General features: G+C 60.6%; 23 protein-coding genes and 1 pseudogene. 18 read left to right on the top strand and 6 right to left on the bottom strand.

What is annotated here, in order from left to right; genetic code table 11:
* The first annotated feature begins 1 nt into the window (after position 1).
* From lptA to metK, 10 genes are all read left to right on the top strand, one after another.
* Positions 2–505 carry a lipopolysaccharide transport periplasmic protein LptA gene (gene lptA, locus M6689_RS11960; protein ID WP_298271988.1) on the top strand — a complete coding sequence of 168 codons (504 nt, stop codon included), beginning with the start codon at positions 2–4 and terminating at the stop codon, positions 503–505.
* Positions 486–1,226 (top strand): LPS export ABC transporter ATP-binding protein, encoded by a 741-nt coding sequence (gene lptB / locus M6689_RS11965; RefSeq protein WP_298271991.1) that lies wholly within the window; start codon positions 486–488, stop codon positions 1,224–1,226. Before lptA ends, lptB begins: the two co-directional genes overlap by 20 nt.
* An 82-nt stretch (positions 1,227–1,308) precedes the next feature.
* Positions 1,309–2,760 (top strand): RNA polymerase factor sigma-54, encoded by a 1,452-nt coding sequence (gene rpoN, locus M6689_RS11970; protein ID WP_298271993.1) that lies wholly within the window; start codon positions 1,309–1,311, stop codon positions 2,758–2,760.
* 117 nt (positions 2,761–2,877) lie between these two features.
* Positions 2,878–3,423 carry a ribosome-associated translation inhibitor RaiA gene (gene raiA, locus M6689_RS11975; RefSeq protein WP_298271996.1) on the top strand — a complete coding sequence of 182 codons (546 nt, stop codon included), beginning with the start codon at positions 2,878–2,880 and terminating at the stop codon, positions 3,421–3,423.
* 81 nt (positions 3,424–3,504) lie between these two features.
* On the top strand, positions 3,505–4,464 hold the full coding sequence (gene hprK / locus M6689_RS11980; protein WP_298271999.1) for an HPr(Ser) kinase/phosphatase: 960 nt from the start codon (positions 3,505–3,507) through the stop codon (positions 4,462–4,464).
* A gap of 3 nt (positions 4,465–4,467) precedes the next feature.
* On the top strand, positions 4,468–5,325 hold the full coding sequence (rapZ, locus tag M6689_RS11985; protein ID WP_298272001.1) for an RNase adapter RapZ: 858 nt from the start codon (positions 4,468–4,470) through the stop codon (positions 5,323–5,325).
* A gap of 3 nt (positions 5,326–5,328) precedes the next feature.
* Positions 5,329–5,721 carry a PTS sugar transporter gene (locus M6689_RS11990; RefSeq protein ID WP_298272003.1) on the top strand — a complete coding sequence of 131 codons (393 nt, stop codon included), beginning with the start codon at positions 5,329–5,331 and terminating at the stop codon, positions 5,719–5,721.
* A gap of 24 nt (positions 5,722–5,745) precedes the next feature.
* Positions 5,746–6,012, top strand: a complete 267-nt coding sequence (locus M6689_RS11995) for an HPr family phosphocarrier protein (RefSeq protein WP_298272006.1) — start codon at positions 5,746–5,748, stop codon at positions 6,010–6,012.
* Positions 5,993–7,759 (top strand): phosphoenolpyruvate--protein phosphotransferase, encoded by a 1,767-nt coding sequence (ptsP, locus tag M6689_RS12000; protein WP_298272008.1) that lies wholly within the window; start codon positions 5,993–5,995, stop codon positions 7,757–7,759. Before M6689_RS11995 ends, ptsP begins: the two co-directional genes overlap by 20 nt.
* A 110-nt stretch (positions 7,760–7,869) precedes the next feature.
* On the top strand, positions 7,870–9,039 hold the full coding sequence (gene metK / locus M6689_RS12005; protein ID WP_298272011.1) for a methionine adenosyltransferase: 1,170 nt from the start codon (positions 7,870–7,872) through the stop codon (positions 9,037–9,039).
* A gap of 108 nt (positions 9,040–9,147) precedes the next feature.
* On the opposite strand, the gene M6689_RS12010 is transcribed toward metK, so the two are convergent.
* Entirely contained in the window at positions 9,148–9,858 is a 711-nt protein-coding gene (locus M6689_RS12010; protein ID WP_298272014.1) for a response regulator transcription factor, read from the bottom strand.
* Complete coding sequence (locus M6689_RS12015; RefSeq protein ID WP_298272016.1) at positions 9,855–10,808, bottom strand: HAMP domain-containing sensor histidine kinase; 954 nt, start codon at positions 10,806–10,808, stop codon at positions 9,855–9,857. The genes M6689_RS12010 and M6689_RS12015 overlap by 4 nt, the downstream gene beginning before the upstream one ends.
* 135 nt (positions 10,809–10,943) lie before the next feature.
* On the opposite strand from M6689_RS12015, the gene M6689_RS12020 reads away from it, so the two are divergent.
* The 3 genes from M6689_RS12020 to M6689_RS12030 all read left to right on the top strand — a co-directional run bounded on the left by M6689_RS12020 (position 10,944) and on the right by M6689_RS12030 (position 14,519).
* Positions 10,944–12,032, top strand: a complete 1,089-nt coding sequence (locus tag M6689_RS12020) for a nitronate monooxygenase (RefSeq protein ID WP_298272018.1) — start codon at positions 10,944–10,946, stop codon at positions 12,030–12,032.
* A 147-nt stretch (positions 12,033–12,179) separates the two neighbouring features.
* Positions 12,180–13,613 (top strand): adenosylhomocysteinase, encoded by a 1,434-nt coding sequence (gene ahcY / locus M6689_RS12025; protein WP_298272021.1) that lies wholly within the window; start codon positions 12,180–12,182, stop codon positions 13,611–13,613.
* A gap of 153 nt (positions 13,614–13,766) precedes the next feature.
* Complete coding sequence (locus M6689_RS12030; protein WP_298272023.1) at positions 13,767–14,519, top strand: TIGR04219 family outer membrane beta-barrel protein; 753 nt, start codon at positions 13,767–13,769, stop codon at positions 14,517–14,519.
* A gap of 85 nt (positions 14,520–14,604) precedes the next feature.
* On the opposite strand, the gene M6689_RS12035 is transcribed toward M6689_RS12030, so the two are convergent.
* On the bottom strand, positions 14,605–16,389 hold the full coding sequence (locus tag M6689_RS12035; protein ID WP_298272026.1) for a M3 family oligoendopeptidase: 1,785 nt from the start codon (positions 16,387–16,389) through the stop codon (positions 14,605–14,607).
* 104 nt (positions 16,390–16,493) lie between these two features.
* Here M6689_RS12035 and M6689_RS12040 point away from each other — a divergent pair, with 104 nt between their 5' ends.
* Positions 16,494–16,781, top strand: coding sequence for a Smr/MutS family protein (locus M6689_RS12040; protein WP_298272028.1), 288 nt, complete (start codon positions 16,494–16,496; stop codon positions 16,779–16,781).
* Here the strand turns inward: M6689_RS12040 and M6689_RS16310 are convergent.
* From M6689_RS16310 to M6689_RS12055, 3 genes and pseudogenes are all read right to left on the bottom strand, one after another.
* A pseudogene (locus M6689_RS16310) lies at positions 16,766–16,906 on the bottom strand (sterol desaturase family protein); the annotation flags it as partial. The gene M6689_RS12040 and the pseudogene M6689_RS16310 sit on opposite strands and share 16 nt — an antisense overlap.
* Before the next feature lie 63 nt (positions 16,907–16,969).
* A complete protein-coding gene (locus M6689_RS12050; protein WP_298272033.1) occupies positions 16,970–17,230 on the bottom strand; it encodes a nucleotidyltransferase domain-containing protein in 261 nt (86 codons plus the stop codon).
* 264 nt (positions 17,231–17,494) lie between these two features.
* Positions 17,495–19,723, bottom strand: coding sequence for a vitamin B12-dependent ribonucleotide reductase (locus M6689_RS12055; RefSeq protein WP_298272036.1), 2,229 nt, complete (start codon positions 19,721–19,723; stop codon positions 17,495–17,497).
* Between the two features lie 386 nt (positions 19,724–20,109).
* On the opposite strand from M6689_RS12055, the gene M6689_RS12060 reads away from it, so the two are divergent.
* The 4 genes from M6689_RS12060 (at position 20,110) to M6689_RS12075 (ending at position 25,624) form a co-directional block, all read left to right on the top strand.
* A complete protein-coding gene (locus M6689_RS12060) occupies positions 20,110–21,876 on the top strand; it encodes a hypothetical protein (RefSeq protein ID WP_298272038.1) in 1,767 nt (588 codons plus the stop codon).
* A 170-nt stretch (positions 21,877–22,046) separates the two neighbouring features.
* Complete coding sequence (locus tag M6689_RS12065; RefSeq protein WP_298272041.1) at positions 22,047–23,105, top strand: sensor domain-containing diguanylate cyclase; 1,059 nt, start codon at positions 22,047–22,049, stop codon at positions 23,103–23,105.
* Complete coding sequence (locus M6689_RS12070; protein WP_298272044.1) at positions 23,102–24,454, top strand: right-handed parallel beta-helix repeat-containing protein; 1,353 nt, start codon at positions 23,102–23,104, stop codon at positions 24,452–24,454. The genes M6689_RS12065 and M6689_RS12070 overlap by 4 nt, the downstream gene beginning before the upstream one ends.
* A 24-nt stretch (positions 24,455–24,478) precedes the next feature.
* Complete coding sequence (locus tag M6689_RS12075; protein ID WP_298272047.1) at positions 24,479–25,624, top strand: aminotransferase class V-fold PLP-dependent enzyme; 1,146 nt, start codon at positions 24,479–24,481, stop codon at positions 25,622–25,624.
* The last annotated feature ends 7 nt before the right edge of the window (positions 25,625–25,631 follow it).

Raw genomic sequence — 25,631 nt, forward strand, 5'->3', positions numbered from 1 at the left:
GATGAAACGTCTTCTGTTCGCTTTCTTTCTGCTGTTCGCCGTTGCCGGAGCCGGACTTGCCGCGCCCCCGGCCGGTGAACGGGGAAAGGAGCCGATTACCATCAAGTCGAATGAGCTTTCGACCGACAGCAAGAACCGGACAGCCACCTTTACCGGAAAGGTTACGGCCCGCCAGGGTGATTTGACGATCTACGCCGACCGGGTCGTCGTCCATTACAAGCAGGACGGGGGAGACGTGGAACGGGTGGAGGCAATCGGCAATGTCCGGATTGTCCAGGGAGACCGTCTCGCCACCGCCCGTGAAGGTGTCTACCTCAGCGCCGACCAGAAGATCGTTCTGTCCGGAGATCCCAAGGTCTTCCAGGGAGAGAACACGGTCTCCGGCAAGGTCATCACCTATTTTGTCAACGAAGAGAAGAGTGTGGTAACCGGTGGACCGGACGGCCGCGTGGAGGCCGTGATTCATCCGAAGAGCAAGGGTGGTGATGGTGCCTCGAAGCGTTGAAACGGCACTTCGTGCCCGGGGACTCCGCAAGGGGTTCGGGCGGCGCGTCGTGGTAAACGGCGTCGACCTGCAGGTTTCTCCGGGCGAGGTGGTGGGGCTGCTCGGTCCCAACGGTGCCGGGAAGACGACCACCTTTTACATGGTTGTCGGTCTGGCCCGTCCCGACGGAGGCGAGGTCTTTCTGGGGGACGAGGAGATCACGTCCCTGCCGATGTACCAGCGGGCGCAACGCGGGATCAGCTATCTCCCCCAGGAACCTTCGGTTTTTCGCAAGCTTACCGTCGAGGAGAACATCCTGGCGGTGCTGGAAACAATGGACTTCTCGGTTGCCGAGCGACGCGAGCGGGTCGAGGAGCTTCTGGCCGAGTTCAAGATTGGCCACATCGCCCGGAGCAAGGGGTACGCACTTTCCGGCGGCGAGCGCCGAAGGGTCGAGATCGCCCGCGCATTGGCCACTAACCCGTCGTACATCCTCCTGGATGAGCCGTTCGCCGGAATCGACCCCATTGCGGTGATCGATATCCAGGGGATCATCACCGATCTGAAACAGCGCGGGATCGGCATCCTGATATCGGACCATAACGTCAGGGAGACCCTCGGAGTTTGCGACAGCGCCTATATCATGAGCTCCGGTGAGGTGATAGAATACGGCGATCCCATACGGATTGCCGAGAGCAAGAAGGCCCGGGAGATCTATCTGGGAGACAAATTCAGGCTGTAACGTTTTTTTGACGAGCGATGACCGGGTGCGATGCGCTGTCGCTTGCGCGATCGGAAGAGAAACTCGGTAAAGGTACCCTGCTATGGCCATCGAGATGCGCCAACAGATGAAACTGACCCAGCAACTGGTGATGACTCCCCAGTTGCAGCAGGCAATAAAGCTCCTGCAGTTGTCCCGGCTTGAGCTTCAGGACCTCGTACGTCAGGAGATGGAAGAAAATCCGGTCCTTGAGGAGACGCTGGAAGCCGAAGAGGTCAAGGAGCAGGATCAACTGGAGTTCGCCGAGAAGGAGGAACAGCCGTCCGGCGAAGAAAAGGAATTTCACGAGGTTCAGGCAGGGGCGGAAACCCTGCGCGACACCGATTGGGACAGTTACCTCGAAGGATACAACTACAGCTCGGGCGAACAGCAGTACTATGACGATGAGGACCGCCCTTCCTACGAGAATATTCTTACCCGCAAAGGGACCCTCATCGACCATCTCATGTGGCAGTTGAACCTTACGAACCTCACCGAGCTCGAATACCGGCTGGGGGCCGAGATCATCGGCAATATCGATGAAGACGGCTATCTGCGGGCCACCGTCGACGAGATCGCGGTCACCTGTATGGTGGAACCCGAGCTTGTCGAGTCGACCGTGAAAAAGATTCAGGAATTCGACCCGATGGGGGTCGCTGCCCGGGACCTGCGCGAGTGCCTCCTCATCCAGGTGGAACAGCTCGGAATGGGGGGGAGTGTGGTGGAGGGGATCCTCCGGGACCACCTGCACGATCTGGAAACCAGAAGATACAAGCAGATCGCCAAGGCTCTCGGGATCGAGGTGAACGATATCCTGACCGCCGCCCGGATCATCGCGAGTCTGGATCCCAAGCCCGGTCGTCTCTACGGTTCCGAGGATGTCCATTATATCTCCCCCGACGTGTTCGTGTACAAGATCGCCGACGATTACGTGATAGTCCTCAACGACGAAGGACTTCCCAACCTGCGGGTCAATCCGTTCTACGCCGGGGATGTGAAGGCGAATCCCCAGGTCGATGCCAAGGCGGAGGAGTACATCAACGACAAGGTGCGTTCGGCGACGTGGCTCATCAAGAGCATCCACCAGCGGCAGCGCACCATCTACAAGGTGGCGAAGAGCATCGCACGGTTCCAGCGCGATTTCCTCGACCGGGGGATCGAGTTTCTGCGCCCCCTTGTTCTCCGCGACATCGCCGAAGATATCGGCATGCACGAATCGACCATCAGCCGCGTGACCACCAACAAGTACATGCAGACCCCCCAGGGGCTCTTCGAAATGAAGTACTTCTTCAACAGCGGCATCTCGACCACCGAGGGGGATTTCATCGCTTCGGAAAGCGTCAAGAACAAGATCAAGGAGATCGTCGACGCCGAAGACTCCCGCAAGCCATACAGCGACCAACGTATCGCCGAGCTCCTCTCGGCCCATAATATCAACATCGCCCGGCGTACCGTTACCAAGTACCGGGAGATGCTGCGGATCGGCTCGTCATCCGAACGCAAACGCCACTTCTGACCTGTCATGCAGCTTATTTCATCGATCTTTGATGTTCCGGGTTGAAGGATCGTAATTTCGTGTTTACCTTGAATCAAGGAGCGCGGTCCGGAACGCATTCACAGCAAGGAGGAAGTCATGCAAATTACAACAACGTTCAGGCACATGGAGCAGAGCGAGGCCCTCAAGAGCTACGCCGCCGAAAAACTGGAGAGGGTGAAGAAATATATCGACGAGCCGGTTACCGCCCAAGTCTTCTTCACGGTGGAGAAGATCCGGCACGCCGCTGAGGTTACCCTCACCGCCAAGGGGGTCATCATCAAGGCCGCCGAGGAAACCAACGACATGTATGCAGCCCTAGATGCGGTGGTGGACAAGATCGAGCGCCAGCTCCGCCGTTACAAGGAGCGGCTCAAGGAGCACAAGCCGACGGCCGAAACCCGCGCCATCGAAGTCCGGAAGAGCATCGTGACCGCGGAGAGCATCGAGCAGCAGAAGCAGCCGGTCATCATTCCGAGCAAGACCATCTCCATAAAGCCGATGTCGGTGGAGGAGGCGGTCATGCAGATGGACCTCATGCACAAGGATTTCCTTGTGTTTACCGATTCGTCCACCGAGGCAATCAATGTAGTTTACCGTCGCAAGGACGGGAACTACGGCCTGATCGAGCCGACCCGCAAGTAATGCGCCGCGCCGCGCCGCCCGCGGCGGCGCGGCCCTTGCTCGGCTCCGTTTCCCCTCAATCCGCATCGAGGATATCCACCCTTGAACAGCATCACCCTTTCAATTGCCGACCTCCTCAACGACACGGAGTACGGGCTGGACCTTGTCCTGCACGCCGGCGAACGGGGATTGGGCCATCGGGTGCACAGTTCCCGCATTCAGAAGCCCGGGCTGGCGCTGACCGGGTATACGGATTATCTTCATCCCGACCGCGTGCAGGTGCTGGGTAACACGGAAATCTCCTATCTGCGGCAGTTACCGCAGCAGCAGGCTGCAACGAACATCGCGAAGCTCTGCCAGTTCCCCATTTCGTGCTTCATCATCACCAAGGGGCTCGATCCTCCCGAAACCCTCAGGAACGAGACGGAGAAGGCGGGGATTCCCCTCCTCGTCTCACCTCACCAATCGTCGACATTCATCTCCCTGATCACCAAGTTTCTGGAGGAGCGCCTTCTTCCGACCACCCACATTCACGGGGTGCTCGTGGACGTGCTCGGCGTGGGGGTGCTGCTCCTCGGCAAGAGCGGCATAGGAAAGAGCGAGTGTGCCCTGGACCTCGTCATCCGGGGTCACAGGCTCGTGGCAGACGATGTGGTCTACGTCAAGAAGAAGATGCCGGCGGCACTGGTCGGACAGGCGGCCGAAGCGATCCAGTACCACGTCGAGATCCGCGGTCTCGGCATCATTAACATCAAGAATCTGTTCGGGGTTTCCTCCATCCGCGAAAAGAAGATCATCGATATGGTGATCGAGCTGGTGGAGTGGGATCCGAACCACGAGTACGACCGTCTCGGGATTGACGACGAGTTCTACCGCATCCTCGATATCGAGGTCCCCTATATCAGGATCCCGGTACGCCCGGGACGCAACCTCACCTCCATCATCGAGGTGGCGGCGCGCAATCACCTGCTCAAGGGGATGGGCTATCATTCGGCACGCGAACTTCAAGAGAAGCTCATGGCACGGATGGAGGTTCGCCCCCTTGGGGACGAGGTGGAGTGAGGGATGCGGATTCTCGTCATCAGTGGTCTCTCCGGTTCCGGCAAGTCGACGGCGGTACGCGTTCTCGAGGACGAGGGGTTTTTCTGCATCGACAACCTGCCGGTCCAGCTCTTTCCCACCATTATCGATCTGGTGCGCAAGGCCGAGGAGAAGGTGCCGGGGGTTGCGCTTGTCATGGATATCCGTGGGCGCGATTTCCTCAAGGGGTACGAGCGGGTTTTCCAGGAGATCCGGCAGGCCGGCAACACCATAGAAATCATCTTTTTCGATGCCACTGATGATGTCCTGATACGGCGTTTCTCGGAAACGCGGCGGCGCCATCCCGCCCTCGAGAGCGGATCGGTCCCCGAGGGAATACGGTTCGAACGTGACCAGTTGGCCGATTTGCGCCGTCAGGCCACGCTGGTAATCGATACCTCGGAGCTTAACGTTCACCAGTTCAAGGAGCTCTTCACCGCCAAGATCAAGGGGGAGTCGGGCCCCCGGCGGATGACGGTCCACTTCCAGTCATTCGGTTACCGGTACGGCATTCCCCTGGAGTCCGATCTGGTTGTGGATGTTCGGTTCCTCCCCAATCCGCACTTTATCCCCGAGCTCAAGCCGTTCACGGGGCTCGATCTGTCCGTTCGCACCTTTGTTCTGGAAAAGCCCGAGACGGAGGAGTTTTTCAAGCGGTTCACGGATCTGCTCGACTTCCTCATTCCCTCGTACCGCCGGGAAGGAAAGTCGTATCTCACCGTCTCCGTTGGCTGCACGGGAGGGAGACACCGCTCGGTTGCCATCGTGGAGGAGCTCTGCAGGTTTTTTGAAGGGAAGGGGTTTGCCGTAAAGTCAACTCATCGTGACGTCGAAAAGGGATAGGAAATGATTGGACTGGTTCTTGTGACTCATGCCGGCCTTGCGGCCGAGCTGCTCCGGGCCGCCGAGATGATTGTCGGACCGATAGACTGCGCCGAAGCGGTGGGGATTCAGCCGGGGGACCCGGCCGGGAAGGTCATGGACGATATTGTGGGCGCGGTCAAGCGGGTATCGGAAGGGGGGGCGGTCATAATGACCGACATGTTCGGCGGGACCCCTTCGAACATGAGCCTTTCCCATCTCGAAAGCGGGAGGATCGAGGTGCTGACCGGCGTCAACCTCCCGATGGTCATCAAGTTTGCCACGGAACGCGCAAACGTTTCCGTGTCCGAACTGGCCGCCGCCATCAGGGATTGTGGGCGTGAAGGGATAACCGTTGCGGGAGACTATCTGAAATAACCTTTTGAGACAGGATGTAATGCAATGCTTGTACAGGATTTTACCATTGTCAACAAACTCGGCCTCCATGCCCGTGCTTCCGCCCTTCTCGTCAAGACCGCCAGCCGCTTCAATGCGGAGATAAAGATTGGACGTGAGGGGGTTGAGGTTAACGGCAAAAGCATCATGGGAATCATGATGCTTGCCGCCGCCAAGGGGACGATCATCACCGTCAGGGTTGACGGGGAAGATGAAGCGGAAGCCATGGCGGCACTGGCGGATATCATCACCAATGGATTCGGCGAGGAATAATCCCAGAATATTTCGTGGCACGGGGGCTTCTCCCGGTATTGCCATCGGAACGGTCCGGATGACCGACCGGGGACGGGTGGCAGTGACCGAGACGGCGGTCCCCTCCGAAGACGTTCCCCTTGAGGTCGAACGCTTCTCCACGGCCCTGTCCAAGGCCCGCGAAGACCTCACTTCCCTCAAGCTGCAGTTTGCCTCTACTCACGGCCCCGAGCACCTCTACGTCATCGATACCCACCTCCTCATCCTGGAAGACAGCATGCTCACCCAGGGGACCGTCGAGCTGATCGAGCGTGAACAGATCAATGCCGAAGCCGCTCTCAAACGGAATGTCGCAAGGTTCAGGGACTTTTTTGCCGGCATCGAGGACGAGTACCTTCGGGAGCGGTGCGGCGACATAGAAACCGTTGCGGAGCGGGTGCTCAGGAACATGATCGGCACCCGTCATGAGCCGATTGCGAGCATCGAGGGGGGGAAGGTGGTCGTGGTTGCCCACGACCTGTCGCCCACCGATGTCCTGCAGATCGACAAGGGGACCGTGATCGGTTTTGTCACCGATCTCGGGGGGAAGACCTCCCATACATCCATCCTGGCCCGGGCGCTGGAGATTCCTGCCGTGGTCGGGCTGGAGTCGGTCACCGCCGAGGAGATCGACGGCCTGCCGGTCATTGTTGACGGCACCGACGGCACCGTGGTTATCAATCCGGACCAGGAAACCTTCCGCGATTATCTCAAGCGCAAGCAGCACTATGAATATCTGGAGCAGGAGTTCCTGAAGCTTCGGGAGCTGCCGGCCGAAACGCCTGACGGCCACCGAATCAACCTGATGGGAAACGTGGAGTTTCTCGAGGAGGTCCCGTCGCTCATGAGGCACGGCGGGGAAGGGATCGGCCTATACCGTACCGAGATGCTGTACATGAACCGACCGGGGCTTCCGGACGAGGAGGAACAGTATCAGGTCTACTCGGCCATCGTCGAGAAGATGGCGCCGTTGCCGGTCACCATCCGAACCCTCGATGTCGGGGGGGACAAGTTTGCCACCGACCTCCATCTCGAAGACGAGATGAATCCCGCCCTGGGCCTGCGCGCGATTCGCCTTTCGCTCCGCAAGCCCGAGGTGTTCAAGACCCAGCTCCGGGCGATCCTGCGGGCCAGCGCCCGGGGTAAGGTCCGGATATTCTTCCCGATGATCTCCGGCATCGAGGAGGTGCGAAGCGCCCGCCGGCTTCTCGACGAGGCGAAAGAGGAGCTCCGCCGGACAGGGGTCCCCTTTGACGACGGGATCGAGGTCGGGATCATGATTGAGATACCCTCGGCGGTCGTCATTGCCGACCTCTTGGCGCGGGAGGTCGATTTTTTCAGTGTCGGCACCAACGACCTGATCCAGTATTCCCTGGCGATCGACAGAACCAACGAGCACTTGGCCTACCTGTATCAGCCGCTCCACCCTGCCATCCTCCGTTCCCTGAAGATGGTGGTCGATGCTGCCCACGCTGCCGGCATCAGGGTCTGCATGTGCGGCGAGATGGCGGGGGAGGCGGCCTATCTGCCGGTACTCCTCGGCCTCGGGTTTGACGAGCTCTCCATGACTTCGGTCTCGGTTCCCCGGGTAAAGAAAGTCCTCCGGCGTGCGTCGAAGGCCGAAGCCGAGCGCCTGGTCGCCCGTGCCCTCGCGTGTTCCACCGCCGCGGATGTGGAGGAGTTCCTGAAGCGCGAAATTTCCGCACATTTCTCGGAGAGTTTCGACTGAGCCGTCGCCTTCCTTTTCCTTGACAAACCGATTTCCCGAACCTTACAATTCAGACCTTTGCTGTTTGAGCCGTCCCTATTAACCACCTGCATGAGGAGGAACAGAGAACGATGGAGATGAAAGATTACATTTTTACCTCGGAATCGGTGTCCGAAGGGCACCCCGACAAGGTTGCCGATCAGATCTCCGATGCGGTCCTCGATGCGATTCTTACCCAGGACCCGAAGGCCCGTGTCGCCTGCGAAACGCTCGTCACCACCGGCATGGCCGTCATCGCCGGTGAGATTACCACCACCGCCGTGGTCGACTACGCGAAGATTGCCCGCGAAACCATCAGGGAGATCGGCTACAACGATTCCGCCATGGGGTTCGACTGGGAGACCTGCGCAATTCTGACTTCCATCGACAAGCAGTCGCCGGACATTTCCCAGGGGGTAACGGAGGGGGAGGGGCTCTTCAAGGACCAGGGGGCGGGCGATCAGGGGCTCATGTTCGGATATGCCTGCACGGAAACCCCCGAGCTGATGCCGATGACCATCATGTATGCCCATCGCCTCACCCAGAAGCTGGCTGAGGTGAGAAAGAGCGGGGTCCTCGGTTTCCTTCGCCCCGATTCCAAGTCCCAGGTTTCCATCCGGTATGTGGATGACAAGCCGGTGCGGATAGACACGGTGGTCATCTCCTCGCAGCATGCTCCGGAAGTATCCTACGAAACGATCAAGGAAGGGATCATCGAAGAGGTGATCAGGAAGATAATCCCGGCTGAACTCATGGATGACAAGACCCGTTTCCTCATCAATCCCACCGGACGTTTCGTGGTCGGAGGGCCGATGGGGGACTGCGGCCTCACCGGACGCAAGATCATCGTCGACAGCTACGGCGGCCACGGTGCCCATGGTGGCGGCGCGTTTTCCGGCAAGGACCCGTCCAAGGTCGATCGTTCCGCCGCCTACATGGGTCGCTACGTCGCCAAGAACCTGGTGGCTGCGGGCCTTTGCGAGAAGTGCGAGGTCCAGGTGGCGTACGCCATCGGCGTGGCCGAGCCGGTATCGGTCATGGTCGATACCTCCGGCACAGGCAAGATCCCTTCGCAGCGCATCGCCGACATCGTCCGCGAGGTCTTCGACCTCCGTCCCCGGGCCATCATCGAGCAGCTCGACCTTCTGCGTCCCATTTACAGGAAGACCGCGGCCTACGGCCATTTCGGCCGCGAACTCCCGGAATTCACCTGGGAGCGGACCGACAAGGTCGACATCATCCGCCGGAAGGCGGGGCTGTAAGGCCGGGACTCGGGACTCGTAATAGAAAAAGGCCGGGAGGTTATTCCTTCCGGCCTTTTTCTTTGAATTTCGCCAGTCCCGAGTTACGAGTCCCGATCGCCCCGGATTCTAATCCCCACCTTGCCTGCTGAACAGATACCCCACTCCCCGCACGGTCTGGAAGAAGACCGGTTTCGCGGGATTGGGCTCGAAATACTTGCGCAGGCGCACGACGAAGTTGTCGAGGGTCCGGGTCTCGGTGCCGGACGAATACCCCCAGACACTCTCCAGGATCTCCCCCCGGGGAATCGCTTTCCCCTCGCGGTGGAAGAAGAGCGAGAGCATCTTCACCTCCAGTTCGGTAAGGTCGATCTCACCCTGGGCGGTGCGAGCGTGGTAGGAGAGGAGAAACACCTCGTTGTCCCCGAAGCGGTATCCTTCCTCCACCGGTTCCGGACGGTACCAGGCAGAGCGTCGGAGCATTCCTCCCACCCGCAGCAGGAATTCGTTCAGGCTGAACGGCTTGGTCAGGTAATCGTCGGCGCCGCTCTTGAGGCCGGTGACCCGATCTCCTTCGTCGGTACGGGCGGTGAGAATGAGAATCGGCACCCTCGGATCGGAGGCCCGGACCTTTTCACAAACCGTGAAGCCGTCCATGCCGGGGAGCATCACGTCGAGGATGATCAGGGCGAAACGGTCGTAAGCGAGCCGTACGAGGGCCTCTTCGCCGCTCTCCACGTGGCTGACGCGATACCCCTCCTGCTCCAGGTTGAAACAGATTCCCCGGGCAAGGTGCATCTCGTCCTCCACGAGGAGGATATGCGGTTTTTCATCGTTCACGGCCGGTTCTCCTGGCGGGGAAGCGGAAGGGTAATGGTGAAGACCGTTCCCTTGCCGATCCCGGGGCTTGCGACGCTGATGCTCCCCCCATGCTCCCTGACCACCGTCCGGACGATCCAGAGCCCCAGACCGGTGCCGCGGATGGTCTCCCCGGGGCGGCGGACCCGGAAGAATTTCCGGAAGATCTTCCTGAGGTCGTCCGCCGCTATCCCGATGCCGCTGTCCTGAAACGTCAGGACGCAGCGGTTCCCCTCCCGGTGCAGCGCAACGCGGATCTCCGGCGTGGCCGGGCTGTAGAGGATGGCATTCTCGAAGAGGTTGCGCAGAACGGTCTTGAACCCCTCGGCATCGAGAGCGACCTTGATCCCCTCTTCAATGTCGAGGGTTACGCTTCCCCCCTCCGGGAGCTTGTCGCGCTTGTGCTCCAGGTAGCCTGCAACCAGACCGGAGAGGTCGACGACCGGGTACTGGGAGGCGCGGCGGCGCTGCTCCAGCTTGGCTGCCATGAGAAAGTTGCTGGTCAGGTCGTCGAGTCGCTCGACATCTTCGAGCATGGTGTCGAGGAAGCGCTCCAGTTTTTCGGGGGGAGGTTTTCGCAGCCGGATGGTCTCCAGATGGAGCTTGATGGAGGCCAGGGGGGATTTCAGTTCGTGGGTCGCCTGGGAGATGAAGTCCTTCTGTTCCCGGTAGAGGTTAGACTGGCTGCGCCAGTAGAGAAACATGACATATACGCCGGCCATGATAATGACAAGAAGGAGCAGCCCTTCAACCAGGACGATCCAGTCGAAGCCGCGGCTCAGGAGTTCCGGGCGGTAGCGCATCGCCAGTTCGCGGAACTCCCTGTGTCTCCCCATGAACCAGTAAATCCAGAAAAAGACCACCAGACCCCAGACGAGCTGGATGCCGATCAGCGCCATGAGCGGATTTGCGAGTTTTTTCAACCATTTCATGCTCTTCTGTGTAGCACCCGGCCCGACAGTTTGCAAGGGAGAATTCAGGGAGAATTCGTTTTACAAAAGTATTACACCTGGAGCCGGGGCGGTTCTGCTATGTTTACACTCACGAATCCATCAGGGGGTAAGGAAATGGCCGGACCGCTCAGAATCGGGAATCACGAAGTGAGGTATCCGCTCATCCAGGGAGGGATGGGGGTTAGAATATCGGGATGGCGTCTTGCTGGACACGTGGCGAAGAGCGGTGGGGTTGGCTTGGTGGCTGCCGCGGGGATATCGCTGAACAGCGGGCTTTTTACGGGGCATAACTTTCTGCAGGTCAATCCCGAGGCGCTGAAGCAGGAACTGCGCAAGGCCTACGAAGTGGCGCCCGACGGCGTCATCGGCGTCAACATCATGGTCGCCCTCTCTGATTACGAAGCCCTAGTGAAAGCCGCCGTGGAGGGGGGAGCCAAAGTGATCGTCTGCGGCGCCGGTCTCCCCATGACGCTCCCCGAGCTGACGGCCCACGCCCCCGACGTGGCTCTGGTGCCGATCGTTTCATCGGTCCGTGCCGCCCAACTCATCGCCAAGAAATGGGAGAAGGGGTACGGCCGCCTCCCCGACGCGGTGGTGGTCGAGGATCCGGACACCGCCGGCGGGCATCTGGGCGAAAAGATGGAGAATATCGGCACCGGCAGCTATGACCACTACGGCACCATCCGCGGCATCAAGGAATTCTTCCAGGCCGAGTACGGCAGGAGCGTGCCGGTCATCGCGGCGGGAGGGATCTGGGACCGCAGCGATCTCCTCCGCGCCCTGGCGGAAGGGGCGGACGGGGTGCAGATGGCGAGCCGCTTCGTCCCGACGGTGGAGTGTGACGCCGATGATGCCTACAAGCAGGCCTACCTCCAGTGCCGCCAGGAGGATATCGGCCTCATCATGAGCCCCGCGGGGCTGCCGGGGCGGGCGATCCTGAGCAATCAGGAGAAGATCCCCCTTTACGACGAGATCAACGGCACGACGTGCGGCAACGGCTGCCTCAAGAAATGCTCGTACAAGGAGAGCGGCGAGCGGTTCTGCATCGTGAGCGCCCTCGACCGGGCCCAGCGCGGCGACGTGGAGACGGGGCTCGTCTTCTGCGGCACCAACGCCTGGAAGGCCGACCGGATCACCACCGTGCAGGAGATCTTCGACGAACTCTTCGCCGAGGAGATGGCTCCGGCGGAAGAGGCGGCGTAGGGAGAGGGAACGGGAAAAGCAGGGGCGGGAAAAGGCGGCGTGGACCGCCTTTTTCTTTTTCCGGGCAGTTACGTTTTGACCCGCTCTGGCAAAGATGATATAAAAAGCTGCTTTTGTGCCGGAAATTACCAACATACGGAGGAGACGATGTCGCCAGATGCAGTCAAAGAAGCCGTGACGGCAGGTGGGTTCACGGATTACGTCGTAAATGATCTTTCCCTTGCCGATTGGGGACGCAAGGAGATGGCAATCGCCGAGACCGAGATGCCGGGCCTCATGGCAATCCGCCAGGAGTTCGCGAAGGCGCAGTCGCTCAAGGGAGCCCGCATCGCCGGTTCGCTCCACATGACCATCCAGACGGCCGTTCTCATCGAGACCCTGGTGGCCCTGGGCGCCGAGGTCCGCTGGGCTTCGTGCAACATCTTCTCCACCCAGGACCACGCCGCCGCGGCCATCGCCGCCGCCGGCGTCCCGGTCTTCGCCCACAAGGGGGAGACCCTGGCGGAGTACTGGGAGTATACCCACCGGATCTTCGACTGGCACGACGGCGGCGCCCCCAACATGATCCTTGACGACGGCGGCGACGCCACGCTGCTCCTCCACCTGGGGAGCGACGCGGAGAAGGACCCGTCGGTCATCGCCAACCCCACCTGCGAGGAGGAGCAGTTCCTCTTTGCCGCCATCAGGAAACGGCTGGCCGAGAGACCGGGGTGGTACTCCGCCACCGCCGCCAACATCAAGGGGGTGACCGAAGAGACCACCACCGGGGTCCACCGCCTCTACGAGATGCACAAGAAAGGGAAGCTCAAGTTCCCCGCCATCAACGTCAACGACTCGGTAACCAAATCAAAGTTCGACAACATTTACGGCTGCCGCGAATCGCTTCTGGACGGCATCAAGCGCGCCACCGACGTGATGGTGGCCGGCAAGGTGGCGGTGATCTGCGGCTACGGCGACGTCGGCAAGGGGTGCGCCCAGGCCATGCGCGGCCTCCAGGCCCAGGTCTGGGTGACCGAGGTCGACCCGATCTGCGCCCTCCAGGCCGCCATGGAAGGGTACAAGGTGGTCACCATGGAGTGGGCCGCCGACAAGGCCGACATCTTCGTCACCACCACCGGCAATATCGACGTCATAACCCATGACCACATGAAGGCGATGAAGAACAACGCCATCGTCTGCAACATCGGCCACTTCGACAACGAGATCGAGGTCGCCAAGCTCAGGCAGTACCGATGGGAGAACATCAAGCCCCAGGTCGACCACGTCATCTTCCCGGACGGCAAGCGGATCATTCTCCTGGCCGAAGGGCGCCTGGTGAACCTCGGCTGCGCCACGGGACACCCCTCCTACGTCATGTCTTCCTCCTTCGCCAACCAGACCCTGGCCCAGATGGAGATCTTCTGCAACCCGGGCAAATACCCGGTGGGGGTCTACACCCTGCCCAAGGAACTGGACGAGAAGGTGGCGAGGCTGCAGCTCAGCAAGCTCGGCGTCATGCTGACCGAGTTGACCGATGCCCAGGCGGCCTATATCGGCGTCTCCAAGGAGGGGCCGTACAAGCCGGCGCACTACCGGTACTGACACTGCCGGAACGGAAGCGAAAAGACCGCCGAGGAGATGCTCCCGGCGGTCTTTTCGCGTCGGGAGAAAAAGTCCTCAAGATTTCTTCCGTGGATGACGATAAAAAAAGGGATTGCGGCAACATCATACAACACGCGAACATGGAGGTCACAGATGGGATTCAAGCAACTGGTTGGGGGAGCTCTTCTCCTGCTCATGGGAACCGCCGCTTCGGCGGGGGCCACCGGGATCGAGGCGGCGATCGGGGTCTGGAACCATACCCCCCGCGGCAACATCGCCTACCAGGGGACCAGCCTCGATCTGAAGGACGAGCTGAAGTACGGCGACGAGACGCGCCTCACCGGCAGGGTGAAGGTGGAGACGCCACTCTTCTTCCCCAACCTCTATCTCATGGCGACACCGATGGAGTTCAAGGAGCAGGGGATCAAGTCGTCAACATTCACCTTCGGCAACCAGACCTTTACCGGCAACACGACCTTTACCTCCAAGCTCAGGCTCGACCACTACGACCTCGGCCTCTACTGGGGGCTGCCGTTCCTCAAGACCGCCACGGCCAACATCCTGAACGTCGATCTCGGCATCGATGCCCGTCTCGTCGACCTGAAGGCCGAGGTGGTGCAGGGGGCCACCACCGAATCCAAGTCGCTCACCGTCCCGGTCCCGATGCTTTATGCCGGGGTGCAGGTAAAGCCCTTCTCCTGGCTGGCGGGGGAGGCGGAGGCCCGCGGCATCGCCTACGGCAAGGACCGGTACTTCGACATCATCGGCCGGGGGAAGCTGATTTTCTTCGACCACGTCTTCGCCGCCGCGGGGTACCGGTACGAGAAGCTCAAGATCGACGAGAGCGACGTCAAGGCCGATGTCAACTTCGGTGGTCCCTTCGGCGAGGTCGGCTTCCAGTTCTGAGCTCTGCCCCATGCCTGACCAATAAAGAAACGCCGTCAGGGGATGATCCCGGCGGCGTTTCTTTTTAGAGATTCCATGGCCGGTGTTACGCTTCGTCGAGCAACCCTTTCAGCTCTGTGATCAGCTCCGCCAGGAAGTCGTATCCCTTCTGCCAGAAGTGGGGATCGGCGAGGTCGATCCCCGTCGGCCGGACCGTGTCGGCCGGGGACAATGAGCCGCCGCTCTCCAGGATCGCGACGTAGGTCGGGATGAACGGCTCACCTTCCTCCAGGTATTTGCGGTAGAGGGAGAGAACGAGGAGCTCGGCGAAAGTGTAGGAGTAGCAGTAGAAGCGGGCATGGATGAAGTGGCTGATGTAGCTCCACCCCCAGCGGTAGGGAAGGATCATCTCCACCGCGTCGCCGTAGAGCTTATCGTTTTCCTCCCACCAGAGGTCGCACAGGTGTGAAGAGGTCAGGAGCCCCTTCTGCCGCTCCCGGTGCATCTGCTCCTCGAAGCGGGTGAGGACGTTCTGGCGGAAGGTGGTGGCGATGATGTCCTCGATCTTGGCGCAGAGGAGCGCCACCTTCACCTTCGGGTCGGCCTCGCGCTCCAGGAGATAGCGGGTGAGGAGCATCTCGCCGAAGACCGACGCCGTCTCGGCCAGCGGCAGGGGGGCGTGGTAGTTGAGCATGGTCTGCTTCTGGGAGAGGACGAAGTGGAGCCCATGCCCCATCTCGTGGGCCAAGGTCGCCACGTCGCGCAGGTTGCCGGTGAAGTTGAGGAGAAGATAGGGGGGGAGCCGCGGCGTCATCCCCATGCAGAACGCCCCGCCGCTTTTCCCCGGCCGCGGCAGGACGTCGACCCGCCGTTCGGCAAAGAACGCCTCGGCCATCTCACGAAACCGGGGAGAGAAGCGGCCGTAGGCGTCGAGCACGAGCCCCTTCGCCTCCTCATAGGTGTACCGTCGGTCGGTCTCGCCCACCGGGGCGTAGACGTCGGTGTTCTTGAGCTTCGGTAGCCCCAGGAGCCGGGCCTTCAGCCGAAAATAGTCCCGGGCCAGCGGGTAGTTGGCCTCCGACACCTCCATCAGGCGGTTCACCACCTCCTCCGGGAGCTCATTCCCCAGATGGGTCGGCTCCATGGGGTGGCGGTAGCTGCGGAGCTCCAGCTCCTGGCCGTGGTCGAGGGCGATGGTGTTGAAGATGGTGGAGAGGACGATCCCCTCCTCCTCGTGGCGGTTCAGGAAGGTGGAGAACGCCCGTTCGCGGACGGCGGCGTCGGGGTGATGGAGAAGCCCCAGGAGCTCCTCGCCGGTGAACTCCTGCTCCTGACCGTCCATTTCCATCCGGTAGCGGAGCGAGGCCGAGAGCTCATCGAAGAGCCGCGTAAAGGCATCGGAGCCGGTGAGGCTCTTCATCTTCAGGAGCTGCTCCTCCCGCTCCTTGAGGGTATGGGGCTTGAAGCGCCGGACGCTTTCCAGGAAGTGCCGGTAGTTGGCGAACTGCGCGTCGGCGATGACCCCGGCGAAGCGGTCGTCGGGAATCTCCATGATCTCCAGATCGAAGAAGAGGAGCTCCCGCCCCATGAGATTGCCGAACTCGGCCGCCCGCTGGGAGAGCCGCTTGTGGGTCTCGTCCTCCGAGTCCGCGGCGAAGAGGAGATGGGCATAGAGCTGGGGCTTCGCCAGCAGCTCGTTGAGGGCTTCGTAACTCCGGAGCGCCTCCAGAAACGCGGTGTTATCAAGGGAGGCGACCCGTCCCTGATAGGTGGCGCGGAACTTCTGCGTCTCCTCGGCACCCCGGGCCAGTTCGGCCTCGATTTCCGGGGAGCCGGCGGCGGGGTAGAGGGGGGTGGTGTCCCAGAGCATGGCGGCAATGTCGGTGGTCATCGGTATCCTCGCAGAGTAGAAAATCGCGGCGCAGGCGGCGCACACGTTTTGGAGTATCATATCGGAAGGATAAATCAACCGGAAATCGGGAAAAGGAGGCGACGGTGGAAGGCGAAACGATCGAATACCCCATCGACGGGATACTGGATCTCCACACATTCCAGCCACGGGAGGTGAATGAGCTCGTTCCCGACTATCTTGAAGAATGCCGCCGCAGGGGGATTTATGCCGTCCGGATCATTCACGGCAAGGGGACGGGAACCCTTCGCCGGACGGTGCATGCCATTCTTGCCCGTCAGCCGGAAGTCGCCTCGTTTCGCCTGGCGGGGGAGGATGCCGGTGGCTGGGGGGCGACCCTTGTAGAATTGAGGAGAGGTGGTTGGGGGCGATAAGTTCCGCAAAGGCGGTCCCACCAAGGGAGGTTAAATCCGAAATTGCTGTTCGTCTCGCGGGGAATGACGGAATGGTGTACCCGGTGCATGTCGGGGGTTACTACGAAAAGCCGCAAATGCCGGTCGGTCAACTGACAACGGATTACACTGCAATCTTGATCCCCGTCCTCTTGATCTCATCCACCAGGTTAGTGCTCCGGTCGGAACGGCATCGGTTCGATACGGTTGTCAATCCGGCGCCGGAACGGCACAATCTTACGCCGGTCCTCGAAGCGGTCTCCGGTGAAGACATCGGAAACTAGAGCGATGTCGATGTCACTCTCTTCTTTAACATTCCCTTTGGCGTAGGATCCGAAGATTATGACCTCTTGAACGTCGATGTTATGACGCTGCAGTTCTTCAACGTATTTTTTTACGATCTCTATGACTGTATCAGCCGGAGCAACCATTGTCGTGCCTCCTCGATCCTTGTCAGATACCCTTTGGTGAAGTCCTTGGTGCATTTCCTTTGGAAGGAAAACTTCTCGTCCGGATACCGGGCCTCAAGATTGAAATCGGTTATGATCTCAAGTAGTTCCAGTTGATCGGTGGAAAGCTCAAGCCCCTGTGAGGATAGAATCCTTTTTACCATAGTCGTTTTCAGTCAGGCAGGCAATCAGCGAGAAGAAAAAAGGCCCGCTTTCTGCGAGCCTTTCTGTATTGATGCGTCTGGGTTAAGCGCACTCGGAGTACCCGCAGACCCGGCAGACTGCGCACCCCCCTTCGTGCTCCACGATCCCGCCGCACTCGGGGCAGGCACCCCGGTCGGGGCCCTGGCTCTCCAGCCCCAGGTCGTAGCCGGCGACCTGCATGTGGCTCTGGATCGCCTTGGCCACGGCGTCGGCGCAGGAGAGGACCTTGTTGTCGCCGAAGCCGGCGGGGAGGTGGCAGGAGATGCCGAGGAGCTGTTTGATCACCTGGCGGGCCTGGACGCCGCTTCGCCACGCCAGCGACACCATCCGGCCGATGGCCTCGCTCTGGGAGGCGGCGCACCCGCCGGCCTTCCCCATGGTGGTGAAGAGCTCGAAGAGGCCGGCCTTGTCCTCGTTGATGGTGATGTAGAGCGGGCCGCAGCCGGTCTGCATCTGGTAGGTCCACCCCTTGAGGGCCTTGGGACGATCGCGCTTGATCATCCGCTTGTCTTCCTGCGGGACGGCCTTCTCCTTCTCCTCCTTCTTGCCGGTGGAGAGGACCTGCTCGTCGCGGGAGCCGTCGCGGTAGATGGTGACCCCCTTGCAGTCGAGCTTATAGGCGAGGCGGTAGACTTTCTCCACTTCATCGATGGTGGCGTGGTTGGGGAAGTTCACCGTCTTGGAGACGGCGTTGTCGGTGTACTTCTGGAACGCGGCCTGCATCTCGATGTGGACCTCGGGGGTGATATCGTGGGCGGTCACGAACACCCGCCGCACGTCCTCCGGGACCTCCTCGATGTCGTGGACCGTTCCGTGCTCGGCGATCCGCTGCATCAGCTCCTCGGAGTAGAAACCCCGCTCCTTGGCGATCCGCTCGAAGATCGGGTTCACCTCAACGAGGATATTCTTGTCGAGCACCTGGCGGACGAAGGAGACGGCGAAGAGCGGTTCGACGCCGCTGGAGGCGTTGGCGATGATGGAGATGGTGCCGGTGGGGGCGATGGTGGTCACCGTGGCGTTGCGGATTGCTCCTTTACCCGGCTTGTCGTAGATCGACCCGGCGAAATTGGGGAACGTGCCGCGCACCGCCGCCAGCTCCCGGGAGTAGGCGTGCCCTTCGTCGTTGATGAAGCGCATCACCTTCTCGCCGAGGCGGACCGCTTCGGGCGAGTTGTAGGGGATGCCGAGGAGGATCAGCATGTCGGCCCACCCCATGACGCCGAGGCCGATCTTGCGGTTTGCCCGGGTCATCTCGCTGATCTGTGGGAGGGGGTAGTTGTTCACCTCGATCACGTTGTCGAGGAAGTGGACCGCCAGCCGTACCACCTCCTTCAGACGGTTCCAGTCGACCTCGCCATCCTTGACCATCGTCCCCAGGTTGATGGAGCCAAGGTTGCACGACTCGTAAGGGAGGAGCGGCTGCTCGCCGCACGGGTTGGTCGATTCGATCTGTCCCACGTGGGGGGTCGGGTTGTCCTTGTTGAGGCGGTCGAGGAAGATGATCCCCGGCTCGCCGTTTTTCCACGCCTGCTTGACGACCCGGCTGAAGACCTTGCGGGCGTTGAGGGTGCCGCACTTCTTGCCGTCGCGGGGGTTGAGAAGCTCGTACTCCTGGTCCTTCTCCACCGCCTCCATGAACGGCTCGGTGAGCCCCACCGAGATGTTGAAGTTGTTCAGATGCTTCTGGTCATCCTTGCACATGATGAAATCCATGATGTCCGGATGATCCACGCGGAGGATCCCCATGTTGGCGCCGCGCCGGGTCCCCCCCTGCTTGATGGTCTCGGTGGCGGCGTCGAAGACCCGCATGAAGGAGATCGGGCCGCTGGAGATGCCGGAAGTCGAGCGGACCACGTCGTTTGCCGGCCGCAGCCGCGAGAAGGAAAACCCGGTGCCCCCCCCCGATTTGTGGATGAGCGCGGTGTACTTGACTGCGTCGAAGATATCCTCCATCGAGTCGCCCACCGGCAGGACGAAGCAGGCGGAGAGCTGCCCCAGCTCACGCCCCGCGTTCATGAGGGTGGGGGAGTTGGGGAGAAACTCGAAGTTGGTCATGATTTCGTAGAACTTGGCGGTAAGGGCCCTGGTGTCGGCCTTCTTGTCGAAGTTCCGGTCCGCTTCGGCGATCGACCTGGCAACCCGCTGGAACATGTCCACCGGGGTTTCGAGGACTTTCCCCTCGGTATCGCGCTTGAGGTAACGCTTTTCGAGAACGGTGCGAGCGTTCTTAGAGAGTCCCGGGATTTCCGCTGTGGTCTTCGCCTCTGCCATGCTGTTCTCTCCTTGGGTTTGATGTGGTGCAAACGGGTAGTGAGCCATATATGTTGTGTTGGGTTCGTAAAATAACCACAAGATGTATGGCGTGTCAAGGCTATTTAACGGACGTAAATAATTCGGTGAAATGGCGAATGGTTTCAGTTGATTTTTGAGTCTCCCCATGGTGCTTTTGGCAGGGAAGGCAAACCCGGGATCTGCTTCCCGGCGACGGTCAATTTTCGGACAATAAAAGCGGTTTCTTGACAATATTTCCTTTGTCTGTACTCTTGCAATGGTGACGGAAATGTCGTTTTATTCTACCTAAGGCCGGGATGGACATTCTGGCATCAATATCGCATACGCAGCTGTCAGTCGCCAGCCATCATAAAGGAGGTAGCACGATGAAGCTCAGAAACCTATTGTTTGGGATCCTGTCCGTCATTGGGTTCATTATTGCCGGATGCGGAGGTGGAGGGGGGGGAACCCCTGCAAGTACCACCTTCAGTGGCGTAGTCTCTAAAGGGCCGGTACAAGATGCGACGGTTAACATTTTCAGGATTGATCAATCAGGGAATAAAGTTACCCCGGCCTTTGCGCAAGGTCGTACCGACGCCAATGGCAATTACAACATAACGGTCGGCGGAACCATTACGGGGCCGGTTCTCGTGGAAGTGACCCACGGCCGGTATAAGGATGAGGCAAATCCGAATGTTTTCAAAAATATCAGCACGGAATTCCCGGCAACCGGTAGTTCTCCCGGCGGCCTGCGGGCGTTTCTTGCCGAGGCCTCCGGCGCCACGGGAAGTATCAACGTAACGCCGCTGACGGAAATGGCCGTGCAGAAAAATGGGACCAGTCCCATGACGTCGACCAACATAAACGCTGCCAACAACGCCATAGCCACCGCGTTCTTTGGTGCCGGGACCACCGTTGATATCGTCAAGACGAAACCGCTTGATCCGACGGCATCGTTCCCCACCGGTGCTACCGATGACCAAAAGGCATACGCGTTGAAGCTTGCGGCTATTTCCCAGTACAGTGCCACTACCACTACAATTACTGGCGACGTAACTAACACGCTTCTGAGTAATATTGCTGCAAACAATGGACAACTTGCCGGACAGGTTCTTACGGATTTCACTGCGGCGACAACTGCCTTTGTGAACTCTGCTGCAAAGAATCCCAACGGGACATCTGTCGGAGATATTGTGACGAGTCTTGACCTCACCGCATCGGCAACCACTTCGTTTACCGGCAACCCGTTGACACTTACCGCTACCGTGGTAAGAGCGGCGGACCCCGCGCCGACGGGCGAGACGGTCTCCTTTATGGTGTCGCCGGCAACGAGTGCAACTCTATCGGCAGCTTCTCAAACCACCACTAGTGGTGTTGCAACCGTCACGCTCACAGGGTCAGCCTTGGGACAGGCTACCGTCACCGCCACTGCCGGCAGTATGTCCAAGACGCTGACTTTCAACTTCGTCGATCCGAATGCCCCCCAAAGCATGACCGTCACGTCTTCGGCACCCGCGGCGTTTTTGAATGGCTCTCTCACCCTTACCGCCAATGTCGTTCGGGCTGCGGGTGGACCGGTCCCCGACGGTACGGTGGTGACCTTCGCGGTGACGTCGGGAACGGGTACTCTCGGAACTCCTACGACTACCGTGGGCGGGGTCGCGACCGTAACTCTGACGAGCGCTGTTGCGGGCGCGGTGACCGTCACCGCGACGGCGGGGACCGTTATCACTCCTGTTTCCTTTAATTTCGTGGTGAAGCCGACGACGGCAACGGTGAAAGTTGCTACTACTGGTACCCTGCCGGCGAATACCCTGATCGGCAACATTTCTGCCGTGGTAACGTATGATTCGACTCGGTTGACGTTTGCCAGTGCCGCTGGGTCGGGCGTCACCACATTAGCTCCTATTTCCGATGCAACAACTCCGAATCAAGTTCTCCTTTTCTGGTCGGGAGTTCTCTTCAGTAATGCCCAGATCCCGGTTGGAGAATTCACCACGGTTACCTTTAATATTTCTCCCGGCATCACACCCGAAACCATGCCGACTGCCAGTGATTTTGCCCTGATTGATGCCAGTTCATCGGTTACCGATCTAAACGGCACAACAATTCCTGGGATTTCGGTTGTAATTCAGGGGGTTCAGATTCAATAACTTAGTACTGTTGATAGTCGATCAAAGGGGGAGCGCAAGCTCCCCCTTCTTTTTATCTGACCATATCTTGCAATACTGCGGATGAAGATGAACAGGAGAGATGAGCAAAAAATTTCCATGTAGGCTCCGTTTGTGGTACAATTCTAGTTTTATTTCGTGTAGGAACCAATATGGAACGCTGCCCGGAATGTATCCGAGAAAATCTCGAATCCGAAGTGAGGGCGCTGCGCGACCTGATTGAGGTCGCCGGTGCGGTGGGGTCGACCCTCGACCTCGATTCGGTGCTCCACGCCATCCTGGCCAGTGCCATGCGTTTTGCCGAAACACCCGCCGGGAGCATCGCCCTCTATGACGCCGTCCGCGGAGAGCTGACACTCCACGCCCATGAGGGGCTCACCGCCGATTTCGTCAGAACCGAGCGCTGGGAGGTTCACCCCGGCGGGCTGACGGAGCGGGTCCTCACCGGTGGCGAGATCCTTTTCGTCAACGATACGGCCGAGACGACCTTTTTCACCAATCCCATCGCCCTGGCCGAGGGGATCCGCTCCCTCATCTGCATCCCGCTCAAGGTCCAGAGCAGGACCGTGGGCATCCTCTACCTCGACGATTTCGTCCCCCGCGCATTCGACCGCAAGCGGATGGAGCTCCTGTCGGTCCTCGGGTCGTTTGCCGCCATGGCGATCGAGAATGCCCAGCTCCATGAGCGCACGCGTCACATGGCCATCACCGATGCCCTGACCGGTCTGTACAATCACCGCTACTTCCAGCAGGTTTTCAGCCGCGAGCTCAATCGGGCCAAGCGCTACGAAAAGCCGTTCTCCATCATCATGATGGATGTGGATGACTTCAAGAAGTTCAACGATACTTACGGCCACCCCCACGGGGACAAGGTGCTGGCGGCCATGGGGGACATCCTCACCGAAGCCCTCAGGGATTCCGACATGGCATTTCGGTACGGCGGCGAGGAGTTCATCGTGCTCCTCCCCGAAACCGATTTCTCCAATGCCTTCCAGGTGGCGGAGCGCCTCCGCGAGCTCGTGGAACGGAAGAGCGTCACGATCCTGCAGGGAATAGCTCCCCATGGCGTGACGGTCAGCGTTGGCGTCGCCTGCTACCCGCGCGATGGCGAGACCCGCGGCGAGCTGCTCAAGGGGGTCGACGATCTCTTGTACCGGGCCAAGGAATTCGGCAAGAACAGGGTTTACTACCGGGAAGGAGCCGGGGAATGAGGTGTTTTGTGGACTGCATGGTCAGACGCAAGGGAATCGCCTTTTTCGGGATTTCCTGCGTAGCGGTGCTCCTTTCGGGGTGCGGCACACTCTCCGGACTGTGGGGGGGGAGAAGCGATGCATCTTCGGCAGGGACCCCACGTTCTGCTCCTCTCCGGGTGGTTTCTTCCCCCGTCGTTGCACCGGTGCGGCAGGTGCAGAAGGATGCTGCCGACGAAATGACCGCACCCTCCCAGGCAAAGCCTCTGCCGCCCCCGGAACGGGCGCCGCTCCCCGGAGCCGGGCGCATCGCACCTCCTCCCGCAGCTATGGCCGGAGTAAGGGTCTATCGGGACGAGGTTCTTGTGGAGGATACGGTATGGCGCGGCGAAGTTGTGGTGGAAGGGAGCGTGATGGTCTCACCCCAGACCACCCTGACGGTGGAGCCAGGGGCGGTGGTTCGTTTCCGGCGCACTTCCGCCGGCGTTGGGGCGGGGCCGCGGCTCCTCGTTCAGGGGCGCTTCGTTGTCCGGGGAAGCGCCGAGTCGCCGGCGCGTTTCACCTCGGTCTTCCCCGAGCCCCGGGCGGGTGACTGGGAGGGGATCGTGCTTCTGGGGAGTCAAAAGAAGAACGAGCTCGACCACGCCCGGATCGAAGGAGCAACCATTGGCGTCGATGCCGTCTACTCGACCGTTTATCTCCGTGACGTGGACTTCCACAACTGCGGAACCGGGGGGAGATTCCAGGATGGGGTCGTGAGTGTCGGCGGCGGCGAGGCGCTGGGGGGCGATGTCGGGATGGAATTCACGGACTCGGAGGCCGATGTCCGGGACGCCTCGGTTGCAAGGAACCGCGTCGGGCTGATGGTGCGCGACAGCTCCCTCAATCTCGAAGGGACAACCGTTGCCGACAACGCCACTGTCGGCTTGTCCGTCGACGGTGGGCGGATCCGGCTGGAGCGGAACCTGTTTGTCGGAAACGGGACCGGTCTCGTTCTGGAAGGGTGCGAGGGAGAGGTCGCCCGGGGAAGGATTGCCGGCAATCGCGAGGCCGGCATCGTCTTGACCCGTTCGCGGGTGAAGGTGGTCGCCAACGAGATCGCGGAGAACGCTGCGGTGGGGCTACGGGTTGATGACGGCAGAGGGGCCGCCTGGGGAAACGTCTTTGTGAACAACGGCCGCTATGACCTCTATAATTCGGGTTCGGAAGCGTTCAGGGCCATGGCCAACTGGTGGGGGGAGAGTTCTCCGGAGTCCGTTGAGAAGAAGGTGTCCGGTGCGGTCGACAAGACCGGCCGCGGGGGGGTGCTGCTGACCCCCGCGCTGCGCGCGAAGCCCCTCCTGCCGGCCTTGAATTACATTGCCAAATAGCGGTTGCCATGCTAGGTTCCATCCATGTCGCTCTATCTTGACAACGCGGCCACCTCATATCCCAAGCCCGATTCGGTCTACGATGCGGTGAACTACGCCTTGCGGGAGATCGGCGTCGGGCCGGGGAGGGGCGGGCACCGTCGGGGGATGGCGGCGACCCGGCTCGTCTTCGAAGCCCGGGAGGCCGTGGCCGCCCTTTTGGGGATTGCGGACTCTTCCCGGGTCGTCTTTACCCACAGCGCCACGGAAGCCCTCAATATGGCCTTTTTCGGGCTCCTGCTCCCCGGCGACCATGTCGTGACGACCACTATGGAGCACAACTCCCTGGTCCGCCCGCTGCATCTCTTGCAGGAGCGGGGCGTTCAGGTGACCTGGGTCGAGGCGGACCGCCGCGGTTTCGTGACGGCGGCCCAGGTGGCGGAAGCGCTCCGCCCCGGGACGAGGCTCGTTGCCCTTTCCCACTGTTCCAACGTCACCGGCTCGATTCAGCCGATAACGGAGATAGGCCGTGCGGCCCGGGCGGCAGGGGCGTTTTTTCTCGTGGACGCAGCCCAGAGTGCCGGCATGATCCCGATCAACGTTTCCTCCATGGGTATCGATCTCCTGGCGGCGCCGGGGCACAAGGGGCTCATGGGGCCCCAGGGGACCGGTGTCCTGTACGTGGCGGAAGGAATCGAGCTCACCCCGCTCATCGTCGGAGGCACCGGCGGCTTTTCGTCGGGGCCGGAACAGCCGGCGACCATGCCCGAGAGGCTGGAGAGCGGGACCCTCGACACCCCGGGCATCGCCGGCCTCAAGGCGGGGATCGAGTTCATCCGTGAGGTGGGGATCGAGGCGATCGCGGCGAAGGAGCAGCGGCTCATCACTTCCCTTGTCGAGGGACTTCGCGCCATTCCGGGGGTAACCTGTCACGGCCCCCTGCCCGACGAACCCCGCGGGGGAGTGGCGAGCTTTACCGTCGAAGACACGGATCCCCAGGAAATCGGCTTTCGCCTCGACCACGATTACGACATCAGCGTCAGGGTCGGTCTTCACTGCGCGCCTGCCGCGCATCGTACCATCGGCACCTATCCCGGCGGCACGGTGCGGGTGAGCCCCGGGTACTTCACGACCGAGCGGGACATCGAGGATTTTCTTGCCGCCCTCAGGGAGATTGTCGGCAAGGGTTAGTCATATC

The organism is Geobacter sp., assembly GCF_027327745.1.
GTDB lineage: Bacteria > Desulfobacterota > Desulfuromonadia > Geobacterales > Geobacteraceae > Geobacter.